Below are 25,528 nucleotides of genomic sequence, written 5' to 3'. Positions count from 1 at the left end.
TACTCCTTTTAACAAATCGTTCGTCACTGTATCTTTATCTTTAAAGGAGTACAACTAATGAAAAACAAGGTAATACTTATCGCTTCTAGTGTCTTACTCACAACAACTTTTTCGATGCATAGTCCAAAAGTCGAAGCAAGTAGTGCATATAACGTAAAAGTGAAGACAGACGATCTTCGTGTTCGGACTGGTCCTTCTCTCAATCACAAAATTGTCGGCATCACTAACACTGGGCAGACCTTTTCTTATTTGGGAAAAAAAGGAGCTTGGACAAAAGTACTTTACAAAGGAAACACACGGTATATCTATAGTTCTTACCTAAAAAAATATAAGAGCCACGTTGCCAAAAAAACATCATATAATAACTCTCTTTTTGCTTCTCCTACAGAAGGTCGGCTGACCCAAGGATACGGAAATTCTAATGGTGCTTACGGTTATACATTCCATAATGGCGTTGATCTAGCTGCAGCAAAAGGCACACCCGTCTACGCTTCTGCCAGTGGAAAAGTCATTACATCTAAAAACAGCGGTGCATACGGTAAACACGTTATGATTTCACATAGTCTACAGAATCAAAAATACGTAACCGTTTATGCTCATATGAACAGCCTTTCGGTAAAAAGTGGTCAGACAGTCTCTAAAGGTATGAAGATTGGAACAGTTGGGAATACAGGAAACTCGTTCGGAAATCATTTGCACTTTGAGATTCATAAAAACAGTTATAAATACAGCAGTTATTCTGCAGCGAATAGTGTCAACCCAATGAACTATTTGTAACCTAAAAAAAAAGAAAAGATTAGACTGACCTAGCTATATGAGACACTAATAAAAATACCTTGATTAGGCTACCGCCACACCATATTTTATCGGTGTGAGGTAGCCTAATTTTTCTTGGATACGTTCTTCGTTGTAGTAAGTTAAGTAATGATTCACCTGCTCACGCACTTCATGGTCGCTTAACGAGTTGAACTTGACGTACTGGAACTCCTCAGACTTCAAGTTCGAATGAAACGATTCGATCACCGCATTATCCCAACAGTTGCCTCTTCGAGACATGCTGCTCGTCAGATGCTTCCTCTTTACGAAATCTTGAAAGGCATATGATGTATAGACACTTCCTTGATCTGAATGGATGATAATCCCTTCGGGATTGTTCCGACTCTCCAACGCCATCCTTAACGTATCGATGATGAGGGGCGTCTGTTGATGATCGTTTAGCTTATAGGCAACAATCTCATTGTTGAATAGGTCGATGATCGTGGAGAGGTACTTCGTCGTGCCCCCGTATTGGATGTAGGTGATGTCCGTCACCCACTTCTTATTCGGTCTACTGACAGTGAAGTCTCGCTTGAGAAGGTCAGGGGCGATGACGATGCTCCCACCCTGAGACTTCCATTTTCGTTTGGGTTTGATCCGACACTGGAGATGGTGCTTCTTCATGATTCTCTGTACGGTGTTCCGGTTTGCTGCCAATTCATAGGTTTGCTTTAACAGGGCCTTTATCTTTCGATGTCCATATCGATACTTCGTGAGCTTACATACTGCGACGATTGTTTGCTCTAGCACCGAAGGGTGCTTCACCGGTTCTCTGGCCCAACGGTAATAGGTTGCCCGCGGAACGTCTAGCACACGTAGGATTGTCGTGACTGTATATTTGCTCCTCAGGAGCTCTAAAACCTTTAGGACTACTTCTTTCTCAACTCTCTTTCGATCCCCATGAATTTTTTTTAGATTTCGTTCTCCGTCTTCAGGTGGGATAGTTGACGCTCTTTCTTGTTATCCTCGCTGGCGGAATCAGGACCGAGTCCGTAGGTGTACTGCTTACCGATCGGCTGGTCAAATCGATAGATTTCATTGGACCGATACCATCTCATCCATGTGTGGATTTGGGACTCGCTTTTGATTCCGTGTTTCTCCATGATCTCTCTATTCGTCAACTCACCGCTCAGTTTGTCTTTCACCACTGCCCATTTAACTTCACTTGAATATACGTTTTTGCCCACGCAAAAACACCTCCGATGCTAGCACTTTTTTTAAGTGTACCACTGCGAAGGTGTTTTTATATTGTCTCAAAAATTTAGGTTAGCCCAATAGGCCGCATGACATATGTGTGTTTTTCACCACTGATTCGATTTCTTTAGGTCGGCGTGACGTGCTCCTTTAATAACTTTTTTAGAAAAGATAAATGGAAAGAACAACTTTGCTCTTTCCTACAATTTCAGCCAAGTGTTAATAATTATTTATACATCGCACGTCTTCATGCTTAGTTTTGGGATGACAGGGCTTCTGCGGTTCGGATTCCACTACAATCCAACGCCCTCGGCTGAATTGAATCCAAAGGACGATCGCCTTAAAGACGATGTCTAGACCGATGGCGATCCACACTCCTGCAATGCCCATCTGCATCTGAATCGCCAATACATATACTGCCCCAGTCCGGATCACCCACATACCGATCGTGGTCAGATACATTGGAAACTTCGTATTGTTCGCTCCTTGGAATCCACCGGTCAATACAAGGACAACTGCTAGGAAAGGCTGGAAGACCGCTGCTATTTTTAACGCGACATCGATGTCTTTGATGACTTGGGGATCGTCGGTGAAAAGTGAACCTGCCCATCCTCCGAAGAAGAATAAGACAACCCCGAATAAGGACATGAAGCCCATCGCCATGAACGTGCTCAATCTGGCATATTCTTTGGCGGTCTCGTGGTCTCCCGCTCCGATGTTGCGACCGACGAGAATGGTTGCTGCTGTCGCGAAACCATATGCCAACATATAAGAGAACACCTCTAGATTCCCTGCAATTTGATGCGCGGCGAAGGTGTTCGTCCCGAGTACCACGATGAATCCGAAATACACGATCTGTCCGGCTCTCATGACCAATCGCTCGATAGCCGCCGGGCTTCCAAGGTTCACGAGCTCCAACTGGTGTTCGAGATCCGGTCTCCAGAAATCTTTCCTGAAGGCGATGACTTCCGTCTTACGAATATAGTTCATCAATAAGAGCGTCCCGACGAGCCGGGCGATGACGGTCGCGAGTGCCGCTCCGACGAGACCAAGTTCGGGGATGATCCAAAAACCGAAAATCAACATATAGTCGAGCACAATATTGACGACATTGATGACGATGCTCACCTTCATCGGTGATTTTGTATCTCCCGCACCTCGTAAGATACTACTGAGCACAAACATCAATGCCATCACGATCGATGGGATCCCGACAATTTTGAAGTAGGTGCTACCAGCTTCTAAAACGTCATTCTCCACCCCCATCAACCGCAGGAGAGGCTCAGCGAAAAATAGCGTCACGACCCCAAAGGTCACCCCGACCACGACAGATAGGACGATGGCCTGCTGCGCGATATGTCTCGCGCGCTCGATTCGTTCTGCGCCTAAGTTATTGGCGACATAAACGTTTACTGCCACACCGATTGCCATAAAGACAGCAAAGTAGATGGCGAGGATGGCATTCGTCACTCCTACCGCTGACACTTCTGCTAGGCCGATTCTTGAGACGAACAGCGTATCGACAAATCCGAGCAACGTTTGGAAAAAATTCTCGGCAACCGCTGGTAACGCGAGTAGAAGGATGAATTTCATCTTGGTTTTTCGATCACCATGAGTGTCCAGCCGCTCACTTTCTATCATCTGAGTCCTCTCCTTCGAAAATTATGCTTACAACGATTACAGGAAAGCGACCCAACGAGGAACCATGGGTCGCTCATGGTCAATCTGAGACACGAATGACGAAAGGATAGGTGTGCACAGTCCCATGGAACTGGAATTCGGCCCAGACCTTGTATAGGCCAGGTTTATGGAAGACCGTCTCAAATTCCGTCGTATCATGAGAAGAAGGATGCACATGGATAAACTGTTCTCCGGCTTCATCCAAGATGACGACATGACCAAGTGCTCCAAGGTATGGCTCCGGGTTACTTTCTTTGGTGTCATAGCTGAAGACAGTCGGGACATGCGCTTTTAAAGAGTCAATCGACAGCTCGACGGTATGACCTTCGATCGTCTTCGTCAGACGCTCATCCACTTTAAGTGACGATTCGATAGAGGAAGAGGACTGATGATCAATCTGTAAGTGAACCGGCTTCACTTGATATGCCAGTCCCTTAGGCTGAATATCCACGAAGAGTTTATACGCCCCTGCCTCAAGTTGGACGGGTTGCTCGAATCGACCCTCACCCTTTTTAAACGGATGGAGGTGTCGGTACTCAGTTAGGTCTTCGTTCACGAGAATCAAATGGAATTCCTTTTCATGGCTGACTTCGAGTTCCGGGGCTTGCTGATGTTGATCCTTTAACTCGATACTGATTTTCCCGAATTCATATTTGGCTTCTACAGACACTTCATTTCCCGTCAAGTTCTTCATATGATGATGTCCATGGTCTTTCACGTTTAACACTCCTTTGTGTAGTCCTTGATCGCACCGTCACTCGACCTCCATTACTTGCAGCAAGAACAACCGATTTTAACGGTCGCCTCCGGTACCTCGTAGCCAGTCTCTTGAATTGCGGTTTCAATCTCAGAAAGTGTGAGTTGGCTTTCATCGAACGTCACGTCCACCTCTCCCGCCGAAAGATTGACCTTCACTGATTCAATACCCGCTAACTTTCCAACGTGTCCTTCAATCTTATTGATGCAAGATCCACAAGACATACCCGCTACCTGAAATGTTGATTTTTTCATTATATGTTCCTCCTGATTATTTAATTACCATACATGGGTAGGGTGTAAAAGTATCGATTTTTTTACACCCTCGCCACCTTATGTTCGTGTCCCTCATTGCGCGACACGCTTTCAACAGGTTCTGAGAGTGAGCTATCGTTGCTTATCGTAGCAATGTTAGAATCTCTTCTTTGTTGTTCTCGAAGCCAACAAAGTACTTCACTACTCTTCTTTTTCTGAGCATCCCTTTTTTGTAGAAGACAAACAGTGGTACGATTCGATTCCCTGATATCGCTACCATTTCTTGTTCAAGGTCAAGGTTCGCACCCACATCTTTGTTCACATAAGGGACTGTGGTTGTTTTTAAATATTTTTTGGCATCCTGACAATCTGAACACGTCGGACGCGTGTAAAGCTCGAGCTGTAGGGCTGTATCCATCCCACTCCCTCCTTTTATTTGATCATCGAAGGCTTGAATCGTTTTAAACGGAGTGCGTTCACCAGGACCGAGACTGAGCTTAAACTCATGGCCGCTCCGGCAAGTATCGGGTTCAACAAGGGCCCGCCGAGTAGATAAACAATCCCCATCGCAAACGGGATACCCATGACATTATAGGCAAATGCCCAAAACAGGTTCTGTTTGATGTTGCGGATGGTTGACTTGCTCAATTCGACAGCTGTAGGTACATCCATCAAATCGCTTCGCATCAAGACGATGTCTGCAGATTCGATCGCAACGTCAGTACCCGAACCGATCGCGATTCCGATGTCTGCTTGGGCCAAGGCTGGTGCGTCATTGATTCCATCACCGACCATTGCGACCTTCTTCCCTTCGGCCTGTAACTTCTTCACTTCGTTCGCTTTATCTTCAGGTAACACTTCACTCAGTACCCGATCGATCCCGACCTGTCTCGCAATCGCCATGGCCGTACCTTTGTTGTCTCCGGTGATCATGGCTACTTCGATACCCATTCGTTGAAGTTTCTGAATGGCTTTACGACTGTTTTCTTTGACGGTGTCTGCGACAGCGATGATCCCTGCGATTTGTTGGTCAATCGCGATATACATCGGCGTCTTGCCTTGGTGTGCGAGTTTGTCTGAAGCGCCTTCAAGGACATCCAGTGAGATGCCGCGGTCTTTCATCAATTTTCTGTTTCCGGCAAGCAAGACTTTTCCATCGATCAGTACTTCGATCCCGTGCCCTGGGATGGCTTCAAAACGATCGATATCCATGACACGCATCATTCTGTCCTCTGCCGCTCTTACGATTGCTTCGCCCAATGGATGTTCAGACCCTTTTTCAGCGGAAGCGGTCAAGCGTAACAACTCATCTTCTTGATGTCCATTCACTGTCACGATATCTGTCACTTTCGGTTTTCCTTCAGTAATCGTCCCTGTCTTGTCGAACACGATCGTCTGGACTTTATGGGTCGTCTCCAAGGCGCCGCCACTCTTGATCAACACACCATTCTCAGCACCTTTGCCCGTACCCACCATGATTGCTGTTGGTGTGGCCAAACCTAGTGCACAAGGGCAGGCGATGACCAGTACTGAAATCGTGATCGTCAAGGCGAAGAGGCCGGTCTGACCGCCTAAATACCATGCAATCCCTGAAAGGATCGCGACGACGATGACAATCGGTACAAAGTATCCGGAGATGATGTCGGCCAGTTTTGCGATAGGAGCTCGAGAGCCCTGTGCATCCTCGACCAATTTGATGATTTGAGATAGCGCTGTATCCTTACCGACTTTCGTGGCTCGGTATTGGATGATCCCGTTCTTGTTGATGCTGGCACCGATGACTTGAGCACCCACATTTTTTTCAACAGGGATACTTTCACCGGTCAGCATGGATTCGTCTACAGACGTATTACCTGATAGAACCACGCCATCCACCGGAATCTTCTCACCAGGCTTTACGATAATCGTGTCGCCGACGATGACTTCGTCGATTGATACTTCTAACTCTTGTCCGTTGCGGACGACCTTTGCTGTCTTAGGTGCCAGTCCCATCAATTTTTCAATCGCTTCGGATGTTTTACCCATCGACCGGACTTCAAGATATTTACCTAATGTGATCAGCGTGAGAATGACTGCGGCTGTCTCATAGTAGAGGCTATTCACGTATCCCTCATAACCTGAGAGGATAGCCATGGTGGCACCGACGCTATAGAAGAAGGCTGCGCTCGTCCCTAGGGCGACAAGTGAATCCATATTCGGATGCCCTCGGAACAATGTCTTAAATCCGACGGAGAAGAATTTCCATCCGAACAACATCACTGGGATGGTCATCATGAGCTGCAAGACAGCGAACAATTCTGGGTTCATCGTTGGATGCAATGCCATCGGTAGGGGTAGGCCGATCATATGCCCCATCGCCACATAGAGTAATGGAATCGTGAAAATCGCCGACCCTACAAATCGGTTCCACATCGATTGAATTTTTTTCAGTTTCTTTTCTTTCTCGGTATCTTGACTATCCGCTGATTCTTGATCTTCTCTTGCCTCATATCCGGCGTTTGCCACCACTCGGACGACATCTGATACAGTCACCAGCTGAGGATCATATCGAATGACTAATTTTTCTGTCGCCAGGTTCACATTCGACTCAGTCACACCCACCATTTTCCTCGTGGCCTTCTCAATCGTCTGCACACACGAGGCACAAGTCATCCCTGTGATGACAAATGATCTTTGCTCGGTCTCGGTTGAGGCCTTGTAGCCAGCCTTCTCGACGGTCGTCTGAATATCCAGCGGCGAGATTTTCGTCTCATCGTAATGAATGCTCAATTTCCCAGTCGCTAGGTTGACGTTGGAGGTCACTACGCCAGGCAATTTTTTTGTTGCTTTTTCAACTGTCTGAACGCAGGACGCACAGGTCATCCCTTCCACGGCAAATGTCTTACTCTCCATATCGTCTTACCTCCATTATTATTGGGCTGATTCGACTTCGTAACCGACCTCGCCCACAACTTCTTTAAATTCATTCACATCTAGTCGTGTTTCATCGTACTTCACTTTTGCAATGCCTTTCTTTAAGTTGACTTTCGCACTTTCAACCCCATTCAGACCTTCAAGTGCTGACTCGACTTTGTTGACACAATGAGCGCATGACATACCTTTAATCGTTAAAATCGTTTTTTTCATCTTGAGTCTCCTCCTATTCACTACATTCATGACATCATTTCAAACTCAATGTCTGGATCCACAAGAATGGTCCTGACATCTGCATTGACCCGGGGTACAGGTGCATGGAATGTCCTCCACCGCTTCACTTTCCTTCATCTCAAGGATTTTTTTGAGATTCTCGATATCCTGTACACTCAGTGTCGCCTGTGTGATCATCGTTCCGATTGTGTTACCGACATCCCTGTCACAGATATGATCGAGTAGATCGTGTAACGTCTCTCTGATGACGTCACCTTCAACGACGTTCGCGGAGTAGATGAATTTCTTCCCCTCGGCCTCGGTTGAGAGCATCCCTTTTTTCACGAGCCTTCCAATGAATGTCTTCGTCGTCGCAGGCTTCCAGCTCATCTTCTTTTCCAATACCTCGATGATTTCTTTACTGGTCACGTGATTTTGGGCCCAAACGATACGCATGACTTCCCATTCTGAATCCGTGATTTGTTTTTCGACATGTCCAGCCATTTGTCTAACCTCCAAATTTTAAGTTTACAATCGTAAACGTTTTGTTTGATTTAAGTTTACAATCGTAAACGTCGTCTGTCAACCATTATGTTTTTGGGTTCGCTATTCAGTCTTCATTGGCTATATTCTTGTCTAGAAAACGCATCTGGATATCCTTCAGCAACGCTTTCAAATAGTAGTGCGAGCTGACGGCATCCCGGGCACCAATCGGTGGTGAACTTTAAGACTACAGGCTGCGTAGAGTGATTAACCATTTGCAAATCAGATAATTGAAATTTCGAAAGCATTTTTTCTCCTCTCTTTTCGTTTACGTTTGTAATCGATTTAAATTTACAACTGTAAACGTTATTTGTCAATCTATATATTCGTGTCCATTTTGTATGTTTCTTTAAGCTTATTGTTTCTCTCAAAACACTAATTCGATTCGTACTTAGTTGGGTCGTATTTATTTTGAACTCATACAGCTTTAAATTGTTAACTACTGTCATCTCTTATATGATGTAATAAAACAAAGTAGGAATTGTCTTAAGCGTTTTGTTGCTTAGTCGCTAGGATTAAATAGATGATTCGACTACTAGCTTACTATTGAGACATTCTCATAAGTAAAAAGTGTAGGAAGGTATACATTTCGACGTCGAAATGTATACCTTCCTACACCACAAAGTGCCAGTTTATGAGTGATTTTTTTTATAACAACTTGTATTTAAATGATTTAAATATAGGAACTACATATGCTGTATACAAAATAATAACCAAATGAGGGATTAGAATTGGAATCAAACGAGACCAAGGTGACGTCATTCCGCGTGTCACAAGAAGTGAAAGAACATATTCAGCGTTTAATGGAGCAACGTCAAATATCAACCAACCAATTATTCGAGCAATTAATATCATTGGCCGATAAACAGTCACCGGACCCCTTAGTCGTCAAGGAGAACGAATCACTCGAAGCAGCACTGAATCAAGTGCTTGCCCTGTTCAATGAACGAGCCACTCGACTAGAAACGCAACAAAAAGAACATGAACGAATCAACGCGCGATATAAAAATACCATTCATGACCTTGAACAAAGCGTAATTGCAGAAGCTGAACGACTCCAAGAGGAGTATGAGCGAAAGGTGTCGTCACATGAAATTGCACTCACTCAATTACAAGATCAAATCAACCAACTAATCGCTGAAAAGAGAATCGTTGAAGACGCATTGGAAACAGAACGTGTGTCTAACAAAGAAGAACTAAAAGAGCAGAAAAAAACAGTTTTTCATCTAGAAGGAGACATGAAAAAGCTAGAAGATGAACGTAGCCAGCTCTATCGGCAAAATCAAAGTCATATGGACGCTGTCGACGACTTAAAAGCTCGTACACGCCGTCTTGACCAGCTTGAAGAAGAGAACCAGAAACTGCACTTAGAAGTCCAGCTCCTCCGTCGAGAGAAAGAGACATTCGAGAACCGGTTACAGGAACAGGTCGAGCTCGCGGTCCTGCGTGAGCGGAGCACCCAACAAAATAAACAATGATACGAAAAGGGTACTAGGTTGAGTCAACCAGTGACTGAATCTAGTACCCTTATGTTTATTACAAACAAAGTATTTAACGGTTTGAAGAAATCGTCTGATACATGTTCAATGACTTGACCAAAGATGCTTCATTCACACGTAGAATCATAACCTCATGAGAGTATAAAGAATGACTCCGCTTGGTCCAATTAAGATTTCACCTGCAATCCACGCACCTTGAATCGATTACGCTTTTCTTCTAATTTCACTTTCATATCTACCGAGAACGTATTTTCAGGAGTGTTGTAGGCACGCCGTGCTGCCATACTAAGCATTTTTGCCACATCCTCTGCCCGGTCGTCCTGTAAATCATGCAGTGAAGATCGAACATACTGGCGAGCCATTTCTCGGTCACGTAGCGATTCAGGGACCGATACATGACGACTTAATGCCAGGGCCAATTGAGCCGTCTCTAAGCGATAGCTTGTCCCGCCTGCCTGCATACGATTCAGTTCATCCGCTAGCTCGCTTTGCAGAAGTACATGATTACTGTCTGACATCGGTCACCCTCCTCTACTCTTCTTTTGATTTATTATATACCCTTTTCCTGAAAAATTCGACTCAAGTCATGCACGTTACAAAATGGATTGTCCCACGTCATGTTTGCTTTGTATTCCTCTACAAGGTCGAGAAGTTTATCTTTATCGCAAAGTGCCAATAGATTCGTTTTTTCGAGATCCTCTAGATCCTTTTGGCGAGAGGAGAAAATCTTGGTACATGCTAAAAGTTCAATGTCGGGGATATACACATCAATCGCCTCGAACAGCCCTTCAATCTTATGCCGGAATTCATTTTCCCTAAAGTCTTCACGGGGTGGGAACTGAATCACCCCTTCGACAATTTCAATTTCATATTCATGAAGCGCCTCTTTCAATTCAGGTGTCACGACGCCCTCCGTCACGCGAATATCAATATCTCGCGTCGGACGATACTGAACTGCCCCCCGTCAAGTAGACAGGGCAAATAATGAAAACCGAACTAGGCGGCTTGAGACCTGTATTCGACAGGGCTCAAGCCGTTTAGCCGTTTCTGGAAACGGTCATGGTTGTAGAACGATATGTAGGTCTCGATGGCCGATGTGAGTTCGCTATAGGCCTGAAACTCACGCAGGTAGTACATCTCGACTTTCAGGGTACCCCAAAAGCTCTCGATCGGGGCGTTGTCGATGCAACGTCCGACCCGGGACATGCTGTGGGTCAGTCCCGCGTCTTCCACCATGCGTTTGAACCCTCTCGAGGTATATTGGCGCTATGGATCATCGGACGCGCTCCTGTGCGAGCCCCGTGATGGCTGGCATCATCGTCTGGAAGACGAGAACGTTGTTGTTGGACTTTCCGATGCGATAGGCGACGATCGAGCCGTCGTACAGGTCGATGATTGCGCTCAGGTATGCCTTTTTCCCGGCACCATATTTAAACTCGGTGACGTCGGTGCACCATTTCTCGTCCGGTCGGGACGCGCTGAACTCTCGGTTCATCAGATTCTCGGCCACGTGCTGCGGCGTTGACTTCTTATGCTTCTTCCGCTTCCGGCGGATGACCGATTGGATCCCATGGATATGCATCAAGCGATAGACTCGCTTTTCATTGAACGGGGACAGTCCTTGTTGTCGGCGCAACCGGTTGATCGTCATCGTGATCCGACGGTACCCGTATGTGCCGTTCGCCTGGTCATAGAGTAGACGGATGTCCTCCAGAAGCTTCTCGTTCTCTTCTTGACGCACCGGTATGGTGCGATTCAACCATTTGTAATAGGCCGCACGTGAGATGCCAGCTGGGAAACCTGGGTCTATCAAGGATTGGCGGTTCTAATAGTGGGTTGCCCGTGTGCCTTAGTCACTTCGACGCCGATTTCGATTGTTTCCGCCATCGGTAATGCTGCCAAAAAAGGGGTCTTGATTAAAGGCGGCGTATACCTGGAAGAAATGGGCGCGCTGAAAGCTATTGCATTTGACAAAACCGGTACCCTGACCAAAGGTGTACCTGTCGTCACAGACTTTAAAATCACGAACAAGCAGGTAAACGAGAGAGAACTGCTTTCTATCGTGACGGCATTGGAATATCGTTCTCAGCATCCGTTGGCCTCTGCCATCATGAAAAAAGCGGACGAGGAAAACATACCTTACACCTCTATCAGAGTTGAGGACTTCTCTTCCATCACAGGAAAAGGCATTAAAGGAACGATAGACGGCACCACCTACTTTATCGGAAGCCCGCTTCTCTTTAACGAGCTAGGTGTTGAAAGTATTGATAATAATCTGGACCAAACCGTAACGGCTCTGCAACAGCAAGGTAAGACTTCGATGATTATCGGAACGAAACAAAGCATATTGGCGGTTATCGCCGTAGCCGACGAAGTCCGGGAATCCAGCAAAGAAATCATCCGGAAACTACATGATATGGGTATTAAAAAGACAATTATGCTGACGGGTGACAACAAAGGGACAGGCAAAGCTATCGGCCAGCAAGTTGGCGTCAACGAAATCCAGGCAGAATTGATGCCAGAGGATAAATTAAATGTCATTAAACGCTTGCGAGCTGAGTACGACAATGTCGCGATGGTCGGGGACGGCGTAAATGACGCTCCGGCACTCGCTGCCTCTACTGTTGGAATTGCCATGGGTGGTGCTGGAACGGATACCGCTTTGGAAACAGCAGATGTCGCCCTGATGGGCGACGATTTGAGCAAACTACCGTTTACGATAAAATTGAGCCGAAAATCCCTAAATATTATCAAAGTGAACATCGCGTTCGCTATCAGTATCAAAGCGATTGCATTACTCTTGGTCATCCCGGGCTGGCTCACCCTATGGATAGCTATTATGTCCGATATGGGGGCAACTCTTCTGGTAGCACTGAACAGTTTAAGACTGATGAATGTCAAAGAATAAAAAAACAAAAATATTCATTTTTATATCCTCGAATTTGTACTGGGTATGATAAAAATAAATGATCTCTGTTTTTTAAGACGGCTTTAAGATGACTTCGGTATTGTTCCCGAGTCATCTTTTTAGGTTTCATTATCAGCTTTTTTATCATCAGACAGTTTTAATCGAGGCCGAACCTTATTCATTGACCGGAATATTCTCCGAAGTATGGAAAGAAAATCCGGTCGATAGGTCTACTAAACTATGACAATTAAATCTAAATATTTGAACGTTCGTTTTGGAATCATTCATTCATTCGAATACATCCTATTTTAAGAGACGAAATTTCGATAGTGTTCAAAAAAAAAACGAATGAGGGGGTTTCTAAATATACCCTCATTCGATATTCAGTTTCCTTGCACGTAGAAAAGTATTTATTGGTATCAGACGGTATGAAGTATAGAATTTTTACTCATATGTCGAACCTCAGTGTGGATTTGGTGCAAGGATGACTTATTTCTTTAGTTGTGTTTTTTTGATTCTAACTCTATTGTAGAATGTTTAATATCTAGTTTTGAAGTCACTTCTTTGACTTTTTGTTTAACAATAGTTGAATCCTTTAGATTCATCTCTTCTACTATTAAGTGTAAATTCATGGCGTTATCTTCGCCATCAATTGACCAGACATATAGGTTTTGAACAGAAATCACTTCTTCAATACCTTCAATCTTTTGCTTCACCTCATCGATGTCAATACCATCAGGGACAGCACCTAAAAGTATTTTCATTGTTTTAACTAAATTACGAAACACATTCACTAATATAAACAACGCAATAGCAATTGATAGGATGGGGTCAAGTATATGTATATCCTTGAAGAGTAAAACTATCCCTACTACAAGAACGGCAATCCAACCTAAAACATCTTCTAAAAGGTGCCAAGATAGTACTCCCTCATTTACTGATTTTCCTTTGTGTAGACGGAATGCCGCAAAACCATTTAAAAGCACACCAAAAATTGCAAACCAAATCATTCCTTGTGCATTAGAATGCTCCGGTTCAAACAGTAGAGGAATTGCTTGAGTAAAAATATATACAGATCCAATTATTAATATTGTCGCATTTATTAATGCTCCTAAAAGGGAAAAACGATTATATCCAAAAGTGAAGTTATGATCGGGTTTTTTGTTCGAAAATTTTTGTAAGAACCAGGACAGGCCCAATGCAAGAGCATCACCTAAATCGTGAATGGCGTCCGACATGATTGCAACACTATTAATCAAAAATCCCCCGATAAATTCACCAATCGAGAAAACAAGATTAATTATAAATGCTAGTTTGATATTTTTTGATGCCTTATCAGTACTCGCCATTGTTCGATCTCTCCTCACTTGGTAGTCCATCCTTAAAAAGGTTAGTTGTTAGAATAATACTGGTCTCTAGCGTTCTGCAATATAATAAATTTCTTTGCCTATTGATTGTAAACAACGCATACTTGAGAACTTAAGCGCAGTTCTTAATATTTTAATAAACAATCGAAGGACGTAATTTTTGAAAGCGAAATTAAATACATGTATCTAATTTGTTAGAACCATTTAGGCACTAATTTTATATATAAGACTTCTCCGAACAATTCGGTAACGGTCTGTAAAATGATCACTACAGCTACTTGTGTTGATAGGGGCTCTGGTAATATAGATGCTAATGGAAGAACTACAAGTGAATTCCTTGTTCCCATACTAAATGTAATTGCTCTTCTTGAAGCAATATCTAGTTTGAACAACTTACCAAGGGACTTTGACACCCATGGTATGATAAGTAGAAATAAAATATAAACTGGTATTACATCTATTAATGTCCCGAGGTCACTATACACTTCCCTAATTTGAGAGGCAACTACCACAAAAAGTACAAAAGACATAAATGGAACGGGAATCCATGGCGGCATTTTCATGATACGATTACCTAAAGAACTCTTTTTAGAACACAATTGTGTCATTATCGCTAATAGAAGCGGTATAAAAATCAAAAATAGAAATGCATCTAGAAATGGACCCATCCTAACGATACTAATAGCCTTTTCTCCTAATAATACGAATAAATATATGGGTAAGAGTATCGTCTGTAAAATTAAAAGAATCGGTGTTACTTTTAACAATATTGATTCGTTTCCCTTTCCCATCTTTGTAAAAACAATCACATAGTCGATGCACGGTGTTAACAACACCAAATACACCCCCAGCATTAGTGATGAATCTTGAAGAAATATGATAACCAAAACCTAAACTATTAAAGGAACGGCAACAAAATTTCCTAATAAAAGAGCTACCACAAACCTCATGTTTGTAGCAGATCCATTCGATTTCAGAAACGGAATTTGAACGAACATCCCATACATCAAAACTCCTAAAAGGGGAGAAATAAAAATATCGAGATATACAGCTTCTGTATTCAATAGACCAAAGATTACTGCCAACATCAAAAAAATGATGTATATACTGACTTGGTGGGCTTCCACCTTCTCTAGCACTTGAATTCCGAATTTGCTTTCCTTCTCTATCAAAATCACCCCCAAAATTTTCAGGAAATTTCAGAATGAAATAGATAACTCCACGATTTTAATTGCCAGGGCAAGAGGTTTTATATTTTTTCTTCTAGTATTTTTATTTATCCAACAGTAAAAATACCGACTGAAAGTAAATATAATTAAGGCTCATTATTTACACTTCCGAATATAGTTAGTATCTTGAATATATATCAGTCAAAAAATAAAGTGATAACCATTAAAAAAATAATTATTTTAGCCTAAAGCCACATCTAAAATCATCATGATTGTAAAGCCAAACATTAAACAAACAGAAGCCAAGTCCTTGTTTCCATTTTCTTGAGATCCTGGGACTACCTCCTCCACTACAACAAAAATCATTGCTCCTGCAGCAAAGCTTAGCGCAAACGGAAGTAAAGGCTCCATTATGAGTACTGCTACTACTCCTACCAACGCCGCGAACGGTTCAACCATACCAGATAACTGGCCATAGAAAAAACTTTTACGACGAGATAATCCATCTCGTCTCAATGGCATTGACACAGCAGCACCCTCAGGGAAATTTTGTATGCCGATTCCGATTGCCAGCGCGATAGCTCCCGTGATTGATGATGAAGGGAATCCTGCTGCAACTGCTCCAAATGCAACGCCTATGGCAAGTCCCTCTGGAATATTATGCAATGTTATTGCTAACACCAGTAACGTGCTCCGCTTTCTCTTCTTAGGGTTTATACCCTCAGCCTCATCCATCGGTGAAGTGGGATGCAGATGTGGAATCACTTTATCAACACCTGATAAAAAGAATCCTCCAAGTAAGAAACCGATTGCAGCTGGTAACCACGCCGGAAGAGAATCTTGTTCCGCCATCTCAATTGCAGGTGAGAGTAATGACCAAAAACTAGCGGCAATCATTACTCCTCCAGCAAAACCGAGCATCCCATCCATTAGCTTTTGATTCATTGATTTTGTCATAAACACTAACGCGGCACCAAGCGCCGTCATCCCCCAAGTGAATAAAGTACCCAGCAATGCTTGAGTAAGGGGTTCTAACGAAGAAATATATTCAATCATCTATCAAAACTCCGTTGCCAAAAATCGAGTTTCTATACATGCTCAAAATTAAGTAACTATTATCCAAAATCAGCATTGCTGTCTCCTCCTCTTGATTGTCAATCCTACTCAACAGGTGATTTTTTTAATGTTGATGTACTACTTCCCCTACCTTCAGTTTGCAAAGCAATTCATCGCTGTGAGGATGAGAAAGAGTTTCGAATTGAATCGTAGAGTGTTGAACGTTCAGATGTGCTAAATCGTGTTCAATTTCTTGAAGTAGATTCTCACTGTCATAGATTTGTAAATTACCATCAACGACAACATGACATGAGAGTGCATTCATTCCACTTGTGATACTCCAAAGATGAAAGTCGTGTATACTCCGTACCCCCTCCTTGTTGTGAATGACTTGAAGAACCTTTTCGACATCAACGTTTTGTGGTGCACCTTCCATTAATACGTTCAATCCGGATTTCGTCACGAAATAACCACTTCGTAAAACAAGTCCCGCTACAATGATTCCTGCGAGCGGATCTGCCCAGTTCCATCCAAATGCCATGATAAGAAGCGCTGCCAGTATTGCACCGACTGAACCCAACGTATCGCTTACAACATGTAGATAAGCACCTCGCATATTCAAATTATGTTCTACGTCTGCACCTCTTAACATAATCCATCCAACAAGAAGGTTTATAGCAAGGCCAATACTGCTAACAATTAACATTCCTACGGATGCGACCTCAGGTGGTTGAATAAATCGATTGATGGCCTCATAAAAGATATATATGGAAATCAGTATGAGTGTGACCCCGTTTAAAACAGCTGCTAGAATCTCGAAGCGTCTATATCCGAACGTTTTACGATTGTTCGCTATTTGTTCACCTAATTTAAAGGCAAGTAATGCAATAGCGAGCGAAGCCGCATCACTAAGCATGTGACCTGCGTCCGCTAAAAGTGCTAAGCTATTTGTAAGGTACCCTCCAATCGCCTCTACAACCATGTATGCCGAAATAATAAAGAATGAAATGATCAAAATCTTTTTGTTAGAGGTATGAGAATGATCATGTGCATGATTATGTGCCATAAGATTAACTCTCCTTACTATATTTAGTGGTGTTTCGCATGCTCAATCGCCTGTCTTAGTAAGTTCATGACATGGTGATCATCTTCTGAATAAAATAGAGTAGTTCCTTCTCTTCTAAACTTGACAAGTCGAAGATTTTTTAAAAAACGTAGCTGATGAGACACGTTTGATTGACTTAAGTTAAGAAGATCAGCTATTCCGTTGACCGAATGTTCCTTTGTGCATAGCAGGGTTAATATTTTAATTCTTGTCGGGTCACTAAGTGCCTTGAACGTCTGAGATACAATAAATAGAGTCTCATCGTCAATCTGCGCCCCTATTTCTATTTCATTTTCTGTAGTATCTTCAATCGGTTCATCCATAAGTCAGTACCTCCGCTCATGATAACTATACATGTTCATATGTTCATATATAACTTATTAGACTTTTGCTGTGCCGTCAACACTTAATTTAAAAAACATTTATTCTATCAGCTCTACATACTTGAAGATTTGAGATACTTTCTCTGGTTTTGCGATTATTTCTTATTTTTAGCCATACAAAAACTACCTATTAGAGAGCTAGTTAGATCTCATACTCGATAGGTAGTCACGCTTTTTCAAAAAATCAATATAGTACACTAACGTTTTAAGAAAACGTCAATTGAATTATTTACTGGGTATTGTCTAATCTATTTTCCAACTTCAAAAAGCTTTTCATGTTTTTCTAAATCAAAGCTGTTTTTTAGTAAGCATACCAATTTGATACAATTAGTTCTTCATTTTTCAAATCCAAATCAAAAACTACTGTTTGGTACTGATTCGTCCAAGAATGACTGTAATCAGAAAAAAGGCGGTCAACGCTAAAAACGGAATTGTGATAAAACCCATCCAGTCAATGTACTGTGCATTACAGGAAACTCCTTGTTCACATGGTCTGACTTCCGAAAAGCCGGGCACCTTTTGTACAAGATAGTGGTAAAAAGAGATACAGAATCCGATTATTGATAAAGGGAGAACATAAAATTTGATTGAGCTATCTTCTCTGAAAACTGCAATTGCAAGAATCAAAGCTATTGGGTACATAAAGATACGTTGAATCCAACAGAGTTCACAAGGTATAAAACCACGAATTTCGCTAAAATATAGACTTCCAAGTACTGCAGTAATTGAAACAACCCAGGCGAGGTACAGTCCATATCGGTTTATTACTGAAGCGCTCATTGGGTTAGCTCCTTTTCAATTTGTTTTTTTATAGAGGTATAGTCGAATGGATTTTCAAGGATGACCCCATTAACTGCAATCGTCGGGGTCAGTGTAACATTGTATTTTTCTACGAGCGCCGCATCCATTTTAACTGATTCTAATCTAGAAGAACGACTTGATAGGTCTTCTCTAAATTTATTTAAATCTAGAGAAGGGACAGTCTTCGTCGCAATCTCTTCCATTTTCTCCACCGTAACCCATGGATTATCGTGTATTTGCACGTCAGGTTGAGCTTCATAAATAGCTTTGTGAAATTGCCAAAATGATTCTGGGTGATTTTTGTAAACAGATTCTGATGCAAGGGCAGCTAAAGTGGACTCATCTCCGTGAAACAAAACATTAATGTAACTAAAGGAAGCTTTCCCACTTTCAATGTAATCTTTTACAAGTTGAGGATAGATTGTTTCACCCCACTCTTTACACGAAGGGCATTTATAGTCTCCGAATTCTACAATTGATATCGGCGCTTCCTTTTTACCTATTGTAGGTTGATTATTAACTGATATCTTTTCATCTTGAACAATTTTAGTCTTTGATTTTTCGGAACTTTGATCATTTAAAAATAAAAAAGCTAAGACTGCAATTACTAATACGGATGTAAAAATAGTCAATAGTTGATTAGTTTTCAAAACAATTCACCTCTTTTATAAATTCGTTATTTCTTTTATCAGAATTATAGCTAAAAATACTAGAGTATCCTTAGTTTTTCAACATTGAATCCATGGACTTCTAAAAACGAAATCTATGAGTCAAACAAGTTACATTCTAACACATTCATGCAACTAAACTTTTATGCAGATGAAAGGAGGGCCAATTTATTTCTTAAAATACGTCTATTCCCCTTAATAATAGTGCATTTTAAAACAGGGCAAGAAAACTTTTAACTGTAGATAGACGAAAGCCAATAATCGTTGCATAGAATGACTAATATTTAAAGGATAAGTACCATACAGATAGTAAAAAACCATTCATGGGTCTTTACAACCAAAAAAACTACATATGAGGAGTCTATTATGAAGTCTAAACATAAATTTCGAATAAGCTTAGTAATTTCCTTGGCTTTATTAACTTCTTTTTTCTATCCCTTTAAGCTTTTAACTAGTGTTAACGTCCTAAACGTCGTACATGCAGAGGAATCTCTATTCATAACAACTGAAAATTTGAATTTGCGTTCCTCGTTCTCTTCAAAAAGCAAAGTCCTTTTGACGATTCCAAAAGGAAAAACCATTAAGAAGATAGGTGTATATGGAGAAGATAAATCCTGGTTTAAAGTTTCATTTAATTCAAAAATCGGTTATGTCTCAACGAAGTACGTGACGCCAAAACCTATACCTAAAAATTCAGTCAGTTCAATAAACACAATATATAAAACTAAAACTTCACTAAATCTGCGTAAGGGCCCATCTGTCAAATCACCCGTTTTAATGACTATCCCAAAGTCCAGCCCACTAATGTACCATGCTGCCTCAGGCCCTTGGTATAAAGTATCATACAATGGGACTCAAGGCTATGTGGCAAGTCAGTATGTAACCATATCGCCCTCGGCTATGAAGTCACGAAGTAAGCAAACGACCGAGATTCGCTCAAGCATGTCTTTAGTGAACTCAAAGGTCCTTATTACGATTCCAGCATCTACTGAAGTGACTGTACTAGGAAAATCGGGCACAACGGGTTCTTGGTTAAAAGTTATGTATAACGGTATTACAGGATTCACACCTGCTCGACATTATATAGTGCAAGTGGCACCGGGGGATTCTTTATCCACTTATCCAACATATATTACTATCGAAAATCTTAATTTACGTAACCAAGCGAGTCGTTACGGATCTATTTTGACAACAATTCCCTCAGGCACTTCGATTTCTGTCATATCGAAAAGCGCCAGTTGGTACAAGGTGCGATATAACAATCAAGTCGGTTACGTATCATCTGGTTTTGTGCAACCATTTACCGGAAAAACTCCTATAAAATCACCGGTGATTCCAGCTAACAAACACGTGATTTTAATTGACGCTGGACACGGTGGGGGAGATGCTGGTGCAGTGACTTCAAACGGTACAGTTCAAGAAAAAGTACTCACCCTAAACATTGCTAATCGTGTGGCCGACGAACTAAAGAAAAACTATGAGCTTTATGAAGTGAAACTAACGCGCTCAAATGATAGATACTTGTCACTTGTTGAGCGGACCAATCTATCAGAAAGGCTTGATGCTGACGCTTTCATAAGCGTCCACATTAATTCTTCACCTTCTTTCGCTACAGGTCATGAAGCACTCGTCCCTACTTCTAGCGCGTACACCACAAATCCATATGCGAACGCTAGCCGCAGATTAGGTGAAGTAATTAATCAAGAAATCGCCATGAACGTTCCAGATTTTAAAAATCGAGGCGTTAAGCGACAAGATGTCTATGTGGTAGGAAGAAACACGGTACCTTCTACTCTCATCGAATATGGCTTTATTGCTAACTCAGTAGATCGCTCCTATATGTCGGGAAGTAACATGATCAAAGCAACCGCCAAAGGAATTGATAAATTTATGAAGAGTTACTACTAAATAAACACCAAACAAATACTAACAAACGATTTGACCACTGAATTTGAGACAAAATGTCCTAAATTCAGTGGTCATCATTCATTTCCTCATCAAAATGGCATTATAAGTATTTCTCTTGATATACTCGAATGACAATAAACTCAAAAGAACAACTGACATAGAAATGAAAAGAAATAGAAATATAGATGGTGAAGTAATATTGATACAATGATTCCGGTTCGAGTTTTAATCATGATACGAATACTTTTATCCAGCAACGCATTTTTTATAATAGAGATAAGTTACGGAGGCAACAACATTGTTTACCATGAAAAAAATTATAGCTTCAACTTTACTTGGTGTTATGTTAGTTCAAAGCGCATCCCCTTCTTACGCTTTAAACTTGACTGAAAAACAAAAAAATATCCAGCAGAAGCAAGCGCAAAATTCTACAGAGCAACGTAAAGCTAATACGTCAATTCAGCAGCGTGAACAAGATATCACACTCGAAGAACAGAAACTGAATGACTTGGAATCCGAGTTACAGGATATTATCAATGAGGTCACCCAGAAGAAGGCTGAAATTCGGACAACCCAAAAGAAAATTGCTCAGATTCAAACTCAAATTAAAGAATTCCAGAAAAAAATGAGCTCTCAAAAGACATTGATGGAAGAACGCATGGTCACGATGCAAAAAAACGGTGGTTCTTCTATAAACTGGGCTGAATTTATTTTTGGTTCAAAAGACTTTGGTGATCTGGTTTCACGCATGATCACCGCAGGGACGATTCAAGAAAATGATCAAGAACTTTTCAAAGAATATCAATCAACAAAAAATAAGCTTCAAATTGCTAAAGCTGAATTGGACACTGAAAAAGATAAGCTTATTAGTCAAAAAGAAGAGCTAGAGAATAGTCAGAAAAAATTGAACGGCAAAATTAAAGTGCGGGCTGCTCAAATAAAAAAATTAGAGGCCGAAAAAATCCAGTTCACATCTAAATTGGTAAGCTTGCAACAAATGGAATCGACGCTTCAAGAACAAGAAAAATCAATTCAAGCAGAGATTGAAGCCCAAAGGCTTGAAGAACAAGCTAAAATTCGTACCAAAGAGGCTGCGCGTAAAGCTGCAGAAGCAAAAAGTGCCGAAAAAAATGAAATCAGCGAGAATAAAGCCTCTCTCGAAAAATCACCAAACTCTGAGAAAGTGGTAAACACTTCAAAGACTACGGATTCACTCGCTTCTCCAACAAGTGGCGGAGTTTTTCAACGTCCAACCTCAGGTATCGTAACCCAAGGATGGGGTCCAGCAGGCGGGGCCAATGGCTACAGCTTCCATAATGCACTAGATACAGCTGGACCAGTAGGAACTCCTATTATGGCTGCTCAAACAGGAACTGTAACTCGAGCAGGCTGGGGTGGACCTTATGGAAATCATGTCATCATTACGCATGTCATAGGCGGTCAAGTTTGGACTACCCTTTATGCTCACATGAGCTCATTGTCCGTTTCCGCCGGACAACGTGTGACCCGAGGACAGAACATCGGTGCGATGGGGAGTACCGGAAATTCGACCGGTTCTCATTTACACTTTGAAGTCCATCGAGGAAACTATTCGTACTCAGCTACAAGTGCAGGGAATACAGTCAACCCATCCCAATTTTTCTGAATTTCAGAGGCGAAATTGTTTAACACTATATAATTACTTCAGTAAATCACTTAATATTTAGACCACAGAATATTAGATGCCCCGTAAAAGTTGGACCTGATAATCTAATTTTTATGGGGCGATTTTTATGTCCGAAAGCTTTTAAAGTCTCGGTGACCAAACGCTAACTGACTCGCAAGAAAAACTTCAGAAAGTTAGGATGAGCTTTCGTTCGTGCCCCCACCCCCCTACGAGTGCCTGGGGAATACAATCTCAGGTGCGACATACACATTCACTATGTAGATATTAAAAACGATATGGATGGGTAGACAATCTTTAATCGATTCAATCTTGAAGTACAGACTCTTCTCTCCTTTGATGACCTTCAACTGGCAATATACGTCGAGACGAACCTTAGGTTACTAAGGCCGTGTCTAACGGTCGATGATAAATTTACGGATATGAAGGTCCAAATTCAAACCTAGGTTGTCGAAGTCACCAGATGATCTATTTCATGATCCAACTTTTTGGATTAAGTTCAATTAATATCTTTTGAACTTAATATATAAAATTGAACTTAATATATAAAATGTACATTTCTTTATTTTTTATATAGAAAAGTAAACCAATCGAGCATACGACGCTCTATAAAGTCTTGAACCTTAAAAGTGACATGGGGTCTATGCTCGATAGCTAATAAGATTGCATGATCAGGTCACTTTTAATGTAATAATCAATACATCACATTTTCGTGTATGTTAATATTAAATCGTTTAAAGGAGAGAAAAAAGATGGCAAGGTTTTTTTCACTGTTGATTGTTTTGTTAGTATTATCTGGTTGTGGAAGTACAGTAAGCAATAATGGACCTGAAGTGATTCCAGAATTAATTGATGTACAATTTAAAACAGATCCTGAAATAGTAAAAGCAAACGAAGTTATTGAACTTATAGCAACTGTTTCTCAAGGAAACGAGAAAGTAGACGATGCGGATAAAGTTGAATTCGAGATATGGAAAGAAGGCCAAGAGGAAAGCCAACACGAAAAAATTGAAGCCAATTATCAACAAGACGGACTGTATGTAATTTCTTATATTTTTGAAGAGCCCGGTAAATACTTTATATATTCACATACGACAGCAAGAAGCTATCATTCTATGCCCAAAAACGAAATATTAGTAAAATAATAAATTTTAATTATTACAATTAATAATATAGACGAGCTAATCCATGATGAAAAAACTCGTTTTTATTGAATCGCGCGACAACATCAACCTTGTGATATATGCTCGAAAAATACCAATTTTATGATATATCCTTTCCGCTCCAATGTCTGATACGTCCATTCCGTCGCTCCACCTTGGAAACTACCATCAGTTGTATGCTTATATGTAGGAATATAAACGCGAGTCAAATAGAGTCACATTGCTCAAACGCATCCTCAAAAACTCGAAGGATGCGTTTTTTGTCCTGCTGAGTATTGCGGATACAGAGAGCCACTAGTGCGGACGACTGAGCGAGTCAATATGAAGAAAAAGGCCATCGACTCATCGATGGCCAAGATCTTAGCTTATCCCTAGCCCGTGGTGTTCCCTCATTGAGGTTTCGCCATCGACCAGGATTTTATAGGAGTCGTGTACGATCCTGTCGAGAATTGCGTCCGCGATTTGGGCCTGTCCTAGATTCGAATGCCACTCCGCGTGGCGTTAGACGCGCCCACGCTCTTGCTTTTGACGTTGCCCTTACGCTCCGTGCCTCCCGTTAGAAAGGGCCAGGAACATAGAGATGCGGCGGTGAGCCAGCAGCTCTTGTTATCGGGCCGTCAGGGGGGCAGCGGTGCGATGAGCGACTTCGCCTCCTGGCGTTAGACGCTCACGCATGAGCCCGGATCACCATTCCTTCTCCCATGCCCCGTCTTCAGACACGCCCCAATCCTCGAACCGATACTTGATGAGCCAATGGACATGCATCACTTCATATTCGAATACACCCTTGGATAGCTCTGAGACGACGAAGCTGACTTCTCCATCCGCCACCACCCATGTCCCGTATAGATACACTTTCTTGATCGGACGCTCTTCTGCATCCAGATAGATCAGCACCCGGAAGTAAGGCGAGTTCCGTCCGTCATCGAACCGGACGACCTTCTCGACGCAATGTTCCCTGTCGACGACACGCATCCATTCGGGATGTTCCATCAGTTCCGAGAACACCGTCCGGACGAACGGATCCAATCCAGCGAACGCATAGTCATCAAGCAGCCCCTCATCCATCACGTCTCCCCCCTTCCGCTTCGCTATAGAACGATTCCCCGTCCAGAGCCAGTTCAGTCCTTGTTCATGAAACTACAGAAATGACGACTTTAAAAAATGTATACATGTATACGCGTATACAAATCTACATGTATACATGTATACAAATATTTTTGTTCTTATGTACGACGATTCCGTCGAATCATATTGGTATTGAAAAAGACGGTGAGGTGGGTCAAGCGTTCTCCTTCCTTCACATCACAAAGAAGATCCATGCTCACAAGTTTTAAGTCGTCAAAATCTTCTTGGAGCCGGTCAGGAAGGCGTCGAAGTGTGTAATGCAAAATAGGAGTGGTTCTTACGCAATGTTGGTGAGGTAGTGATACCGACATTATGGGAATAAAATCAAAAAGGATTGATT

Annotated in this window: 24 protein-coding genes and 5 pseudogenes; 6 read left to right on the top strand and 23 right to left on the bottom strand. The window is 41.9% G+C overall.

Annotation, left to right across the window (positions count from 1 at the left end; all coding sequences use genetic code 11):
- The first annotated feature begins 57 nt into the window (after positions 1–57).
- Positions 58–777, top strand: a complete 720-nt coding sequence (locus KNP64_RS14055; protein WP_211779490.1) for a peptidoglycan DD-metalloendopeptidase family protein — start codon at positions 58–60, stop codon at positions 775–777.
- 63 nt (positions 778–840) lie between these two features.
- Here the strand turns inward: KNP64_RS14055 and KNP64_RS14050 are convergent, their stop codons facing one another.
- The 10 genes from KNP64_RS14050 to KNP64_RS15020 form a co-directional block, all read right to left on the bottom strand.
- Positions 841–1,722 carry an IS3 family transposase gene (locus tag KNP64_RS14050; RefSeq protein WP_371815596.1) on the bottom strand — a complete coding sequence of 294 codons (882 nt, stop codon included), beginning with the start codon at positions 1,720–1,722 and terminating at the stop codon, positions 841–843.
- Between the two features lie 5 nt (positions 1,723–1,727).
- Entirely contained in the window at positions 1,728–2,003 is a 276-nt protein-coding gene (locus tag KNP64_RS14045) for a helix-turn-helix domain-containing protein (protein ID WP_214794052.1), read from the bottom strand.
- Between the two features lie 226 nt (positions 2,004–2,229).
- Positions 2,230–3,651, bottom strand: a complete 1,422-nt coding sequence (locus tag KNP64_RS14040) for an MATE family efflux transporter (protein ID WP_128124340.1) — start codon at positions 3,649–3,651, stop codon at positions 2,230–2,232.
- 79 nt (positions 3,652–3,730) lie between these two features.
- Entirely contained in the window at positions 3,731–4,408 is a 678-nt protein-coding gene (locus tag KNP64_RS14035) for a hypothetical protein (RefSeq protein ID WP_235420268.1), read from the bottom strand.
- A 50-nt stretch (positions 4,409–4,458) separates the two neighbouring features.
- Positions 4,459–4,701, bottom strand: a complete 243-nt coding sequence (locus KNP64_RS14030; RefSeq protein WP_214794055.1) for a heavy-metal-associated domain-containing protein — start codon at positions 4,699–4,701, stop codon at positions 4,459–4,461.
- Positions 4,702–4,843: 142 nt separating this feature from the next.
- A complete protein-coding gene (locus tag KNP64_RS14025; protein WP_034781864.1) occupies positions 4,844–5,119 on the bottom strand; it encodes a glutaredoxin family protein in 276 nt (91 codons plus the stop codon).
- Positions 5,120–5,133: 14 nt separating this feature from the next.
- Positions 5,134–7,593, bottom strand: coding sequence for a heavy metal translocating P-type ATPase (locus tag KNP64_RS14020; RefSeq protein ID WP_214794058.1), 2,460 nt, complete (start codon positions 7,591–7,593; stop codon positions 5,134–5,136).
- An 18-nt stretch (positions 7,594–7,611) separates the two neighbouring features.
- Positions 7,612–7,827 (bottom strand): heavy-metal-associated domain-containing protein, encoded by a 216-nt coding sequence (locus tag KNP64_RS14015; RefSeq protein WP_029336168.1) that lies wholly within the window; start codon positions 7,825–7,827, stop codon positions 7,612–7,614.
- Positions 7,828–7,872: 45 nt separating this feature from the next.
- On the bottom strand, positions 7,873–8,331 hold the full coding sequence (locus KNP64_RS14010) for a CopY/TcrY family copper transport repressor (RefSeq protein WP_128124343.1): 459 nt from the start codon (positions 8,329–8,331) through the stop codon (positions 7,873–7,875).
- A 113-nt stretch (positions 8,332–8,444) separates the two neighbouring features.
- Positions 8,445–8,585 (bottom strand): thioredoxin domain-containing protein, encoded by a 141-nt coding sequence (locus KNP64_RS15020; RefSeq protein WP_353048191.1) that lies wholly within the window; start codon positions 8,583–8,585, stop codon positions 8,445–8,447.
- A 516-nt stretch (positions 8,586–9,101) separates the two neighbouring features.
- Here KNP64_RS15020 and KNP64_RS14000 point away from each other — a divergent pair.
- The gene (locus tag KNP64_RS14000; protein ID WP_214794061.1) at positions 9,102–9,848 is read left to right on the top strand and encodes a hypothetical protein; all 747 of its coding nucleotides are present in this window, start codon (positions 9,102–9,104) and stop codon (positions 9,846–9,848) included.
- 188 nt (positions 9,849–10,036) lie between these two features.
- Here the strand turns inward: KNP64_RS14000 and KNP64_RS13995 are convergent, their stop codons facing one another.
- The 3 genes and pseudogenes from KNP64_RS13995 to KNP64_RS13985 form a co-directional block, all read right to left on the bottom strand.
- Positions 10,037–10,387, bottom strand: a complete 351-nt coding sequence (locus tag KNP64_RS13995; protein WP_029336171.1) for a hypothetical protein — start codon at positions 10,385–10,387, stop codon at positions 10,037–10,039.
- A gap of 32 nt (positions 10,388–10,419) precedes the next feature.
- Positions 10,420–10,806, bottom strand: a pseudogene (locus KNP64_RS13990) (DUF6036 family nucleotidyltransferase); the annotation flags it as partial.
- A 59-nt stretch (positions 10,807–10,865) separates the two neighbouring features.
- Positions 10,866–11,661: pseudogene (locus KNP64_RS13985) on the bottom strand (IS3 family transposase); the annotation flags it as partial.
- On the opposite strand from KNP64_RS13985, the pseudogene KNP64_RS13980 reads away from it, so the two are divergent.
- Positions 11,653–12,777 (top strand): annotated as a pseudogene (locus KNP64_RS13980) (heavy metal translocating P-type ATPase); the annotation flags it as partial. The pseudogenes KNP64_RS13985 and KNP64_RS13980 sit on opposite strands and share 9 nt — an antisense overlap.
- Positions 12,778–13,274: 497 nt before the next feature.
- Here KNP64_RS13980 and KNP64_RS13975 read toward each other — a convergent pair.
- The 7 genes and pseudogenes from KNP64_RS13975 to KNP64_RS13945 all read right to left on the bottom strand — a co-directional run bounded on the left by KNP64_RS13975 (position 13,275) and on the right by KNP64_RS13945 (position 19,308).
- Positions 13,275–14,126 (bottom strand): cation diffusion facilitator family transporter, encoded by an 852-nt coding sequence (locus KNP64_RS13975; RefSeq protein WP_029336174.1) that lies wholly within the window; start codon positions 14,124–14,126, stop codon positions 13,275–13,277.
- A gap of 212 nt (positions 14,127–14,338) precedes the next feature.
- Positions 14,339–15,232 (bottom strand): annotated as a pseudogene (locus KNP64_RS13970) (arsenic resistance protein).
- A 321-nt stretch (positions 15,233–15,553) separates the two neighbouring features.
- On the bottom strand, positions 15,554–16,369 hold the full coding sequence (locus KNP64_RS13965; protein ID WP_029336175.1) for a ZIP family metal transporter: 816 nt from the start codon (positions 16,367–16,369) through the stop codon (positions 15,554–15,556).
- A gap of 124 nt (positions 16,370–16,493) precedes the next feature.
- On the bottom strand, positions 16,494–17,435 hold the full coding sequence (locus tag KNP64_RS13960; RefSeq protein WP_029336176.1) for a cation diffusion facilitator family transporter: 942 nt from the start codon (positions 17,433–17,435) through the stop codon (positions 16,494–16,496).
- A 23-nt stretch (positions 17,436–17,458) separates the two neighbouring features.
- Positions 17,459–17,797, bottom strand: a complete 339-nt coding sequence (locus KNP64_RS13955) for an ArsR/SmtB family transcription factor (RefSeq protein ID WP_029336177.1) — start codon at positions 17,795–17,797, stop codon at positions 17,459–17,461.
- A 420-nt stretch (positions 17,798–18,217) separates the two neighbouring features.
- Positions 18,218–18,637: a disulfide oxidoreductase gene (locus KNP64_RS13950; protein WP_029336179.1), complete on the bottom strand. Its 420-nt coding sequence runs from the start codon at positions 18,635–18,637 to the stop codon at positions 18,218–18,220.
- Positions 18,634–19,308, bottom strand: coding sequence for a thioredoxin domain-containing protein (locus KNP64_RS13945; RefSeq protein ID WP_029595508.1), 675 nt, complete (start codon positions 19,306–19,308; stop codon positions 18,634–18,636). The genes KNP64_RS13950 and KNP64_RS13945 overlap by 4 nt, the downstream gene beginning before the upstream one ends.
- A gap of 384 nt (positions 19,309–19,692) precedes the next feature.
- Here KNP64_RS13945 and KNP64_RS13940 point away from each other — a divergent pair, with 384 nt between their 5' ends.
- The 3 genes from KNP64_RS13940 (at position 19,693) to KNP64_RS13930 (ending at position 24,042) form a co-directional block, all read left to right on the top strand.
- Complete coding sequence (locus KNP64_RS13940; protein ID WP_081828362.1) at positions 19,693–21,234, top strand: N-acetylmuramoyl-L-alanine amidase; 1,542 nt, start codon at positions 19,693–19,695, stop codon at positions 21,232–21,234.
- A gap of 307 nt (positions 21,235–21,541) precedes the next feature.
- Entirely contained in the window at positions 21,542–22,879 is a 1,338-nt protein-coding gene (locus KNP64_RS13935; RefSeq protein ID WP_029336183.1) for a murein hydrolase activator EnvC family protein, read from the top strand.
- Positions 22,880–23,649: 770 nt separating this feature from the next.
- Entirely contained in the window at positions 23,650–24,042 is a 393-nt protein-coding gene (locus KNP64_RS13930; RefSeq protein WP_029336184.1) for a FixH family protein, read from the top strand.
- Between the two features lie 378 nt (positions 24,043–24,420).
- Here the strand turns inward: KNP64_RS13930 and KNP64_RS13925 are convergent.
- The 3 genes and pseudogenes from KNP64_RS13925 to KNP64_RS13915 form a co-directional block, all read right to left on the bottom strand.
- A pseudogene (locus KNP64_RS13925) lies at positions 24,421–24,549 on the bottom strand (ATP-binding protein); the annotation flags it as partial.
- Between the two features lie 195 nt (positions 24,550–24,744).
- Complete coding sequence (locus KNP64_RS13920) at positions 24,745–25,128, bottom strand: hypothetical protein (protein ID WP_029595509.1); 384 nt, start codon at positions 25,126–25,128, stop codon at positions 24,745–24,747.
- A gap of 158 nt (positions 25,129–25,286) precedes the next feature.
- Positions 25,287–25,528, bottom strand: a 242-nt coding sequence (locus KNP64_RS13915; protein ID WP_214794064.1) for a hypothetical protein, incomplete at its 5' end; no start/stop codon positions are given.

The sequence above is a fragment of the Exiguobacterium sp. s64 genome (assembly GCF_018618035.1).
Classification (GTDB): Bacteria; Bacillota; Bacilli; order Exiguobacteriales; family Exiguobacteriaceae; genus Exiguobacterium; species Exiguobacterium mexicanum_A.
The sequence above is the reverse complement of the archived record's forward strand: the minus strand, read 5'-3'. Positions and strand labels throughout refer to the sequence as shown.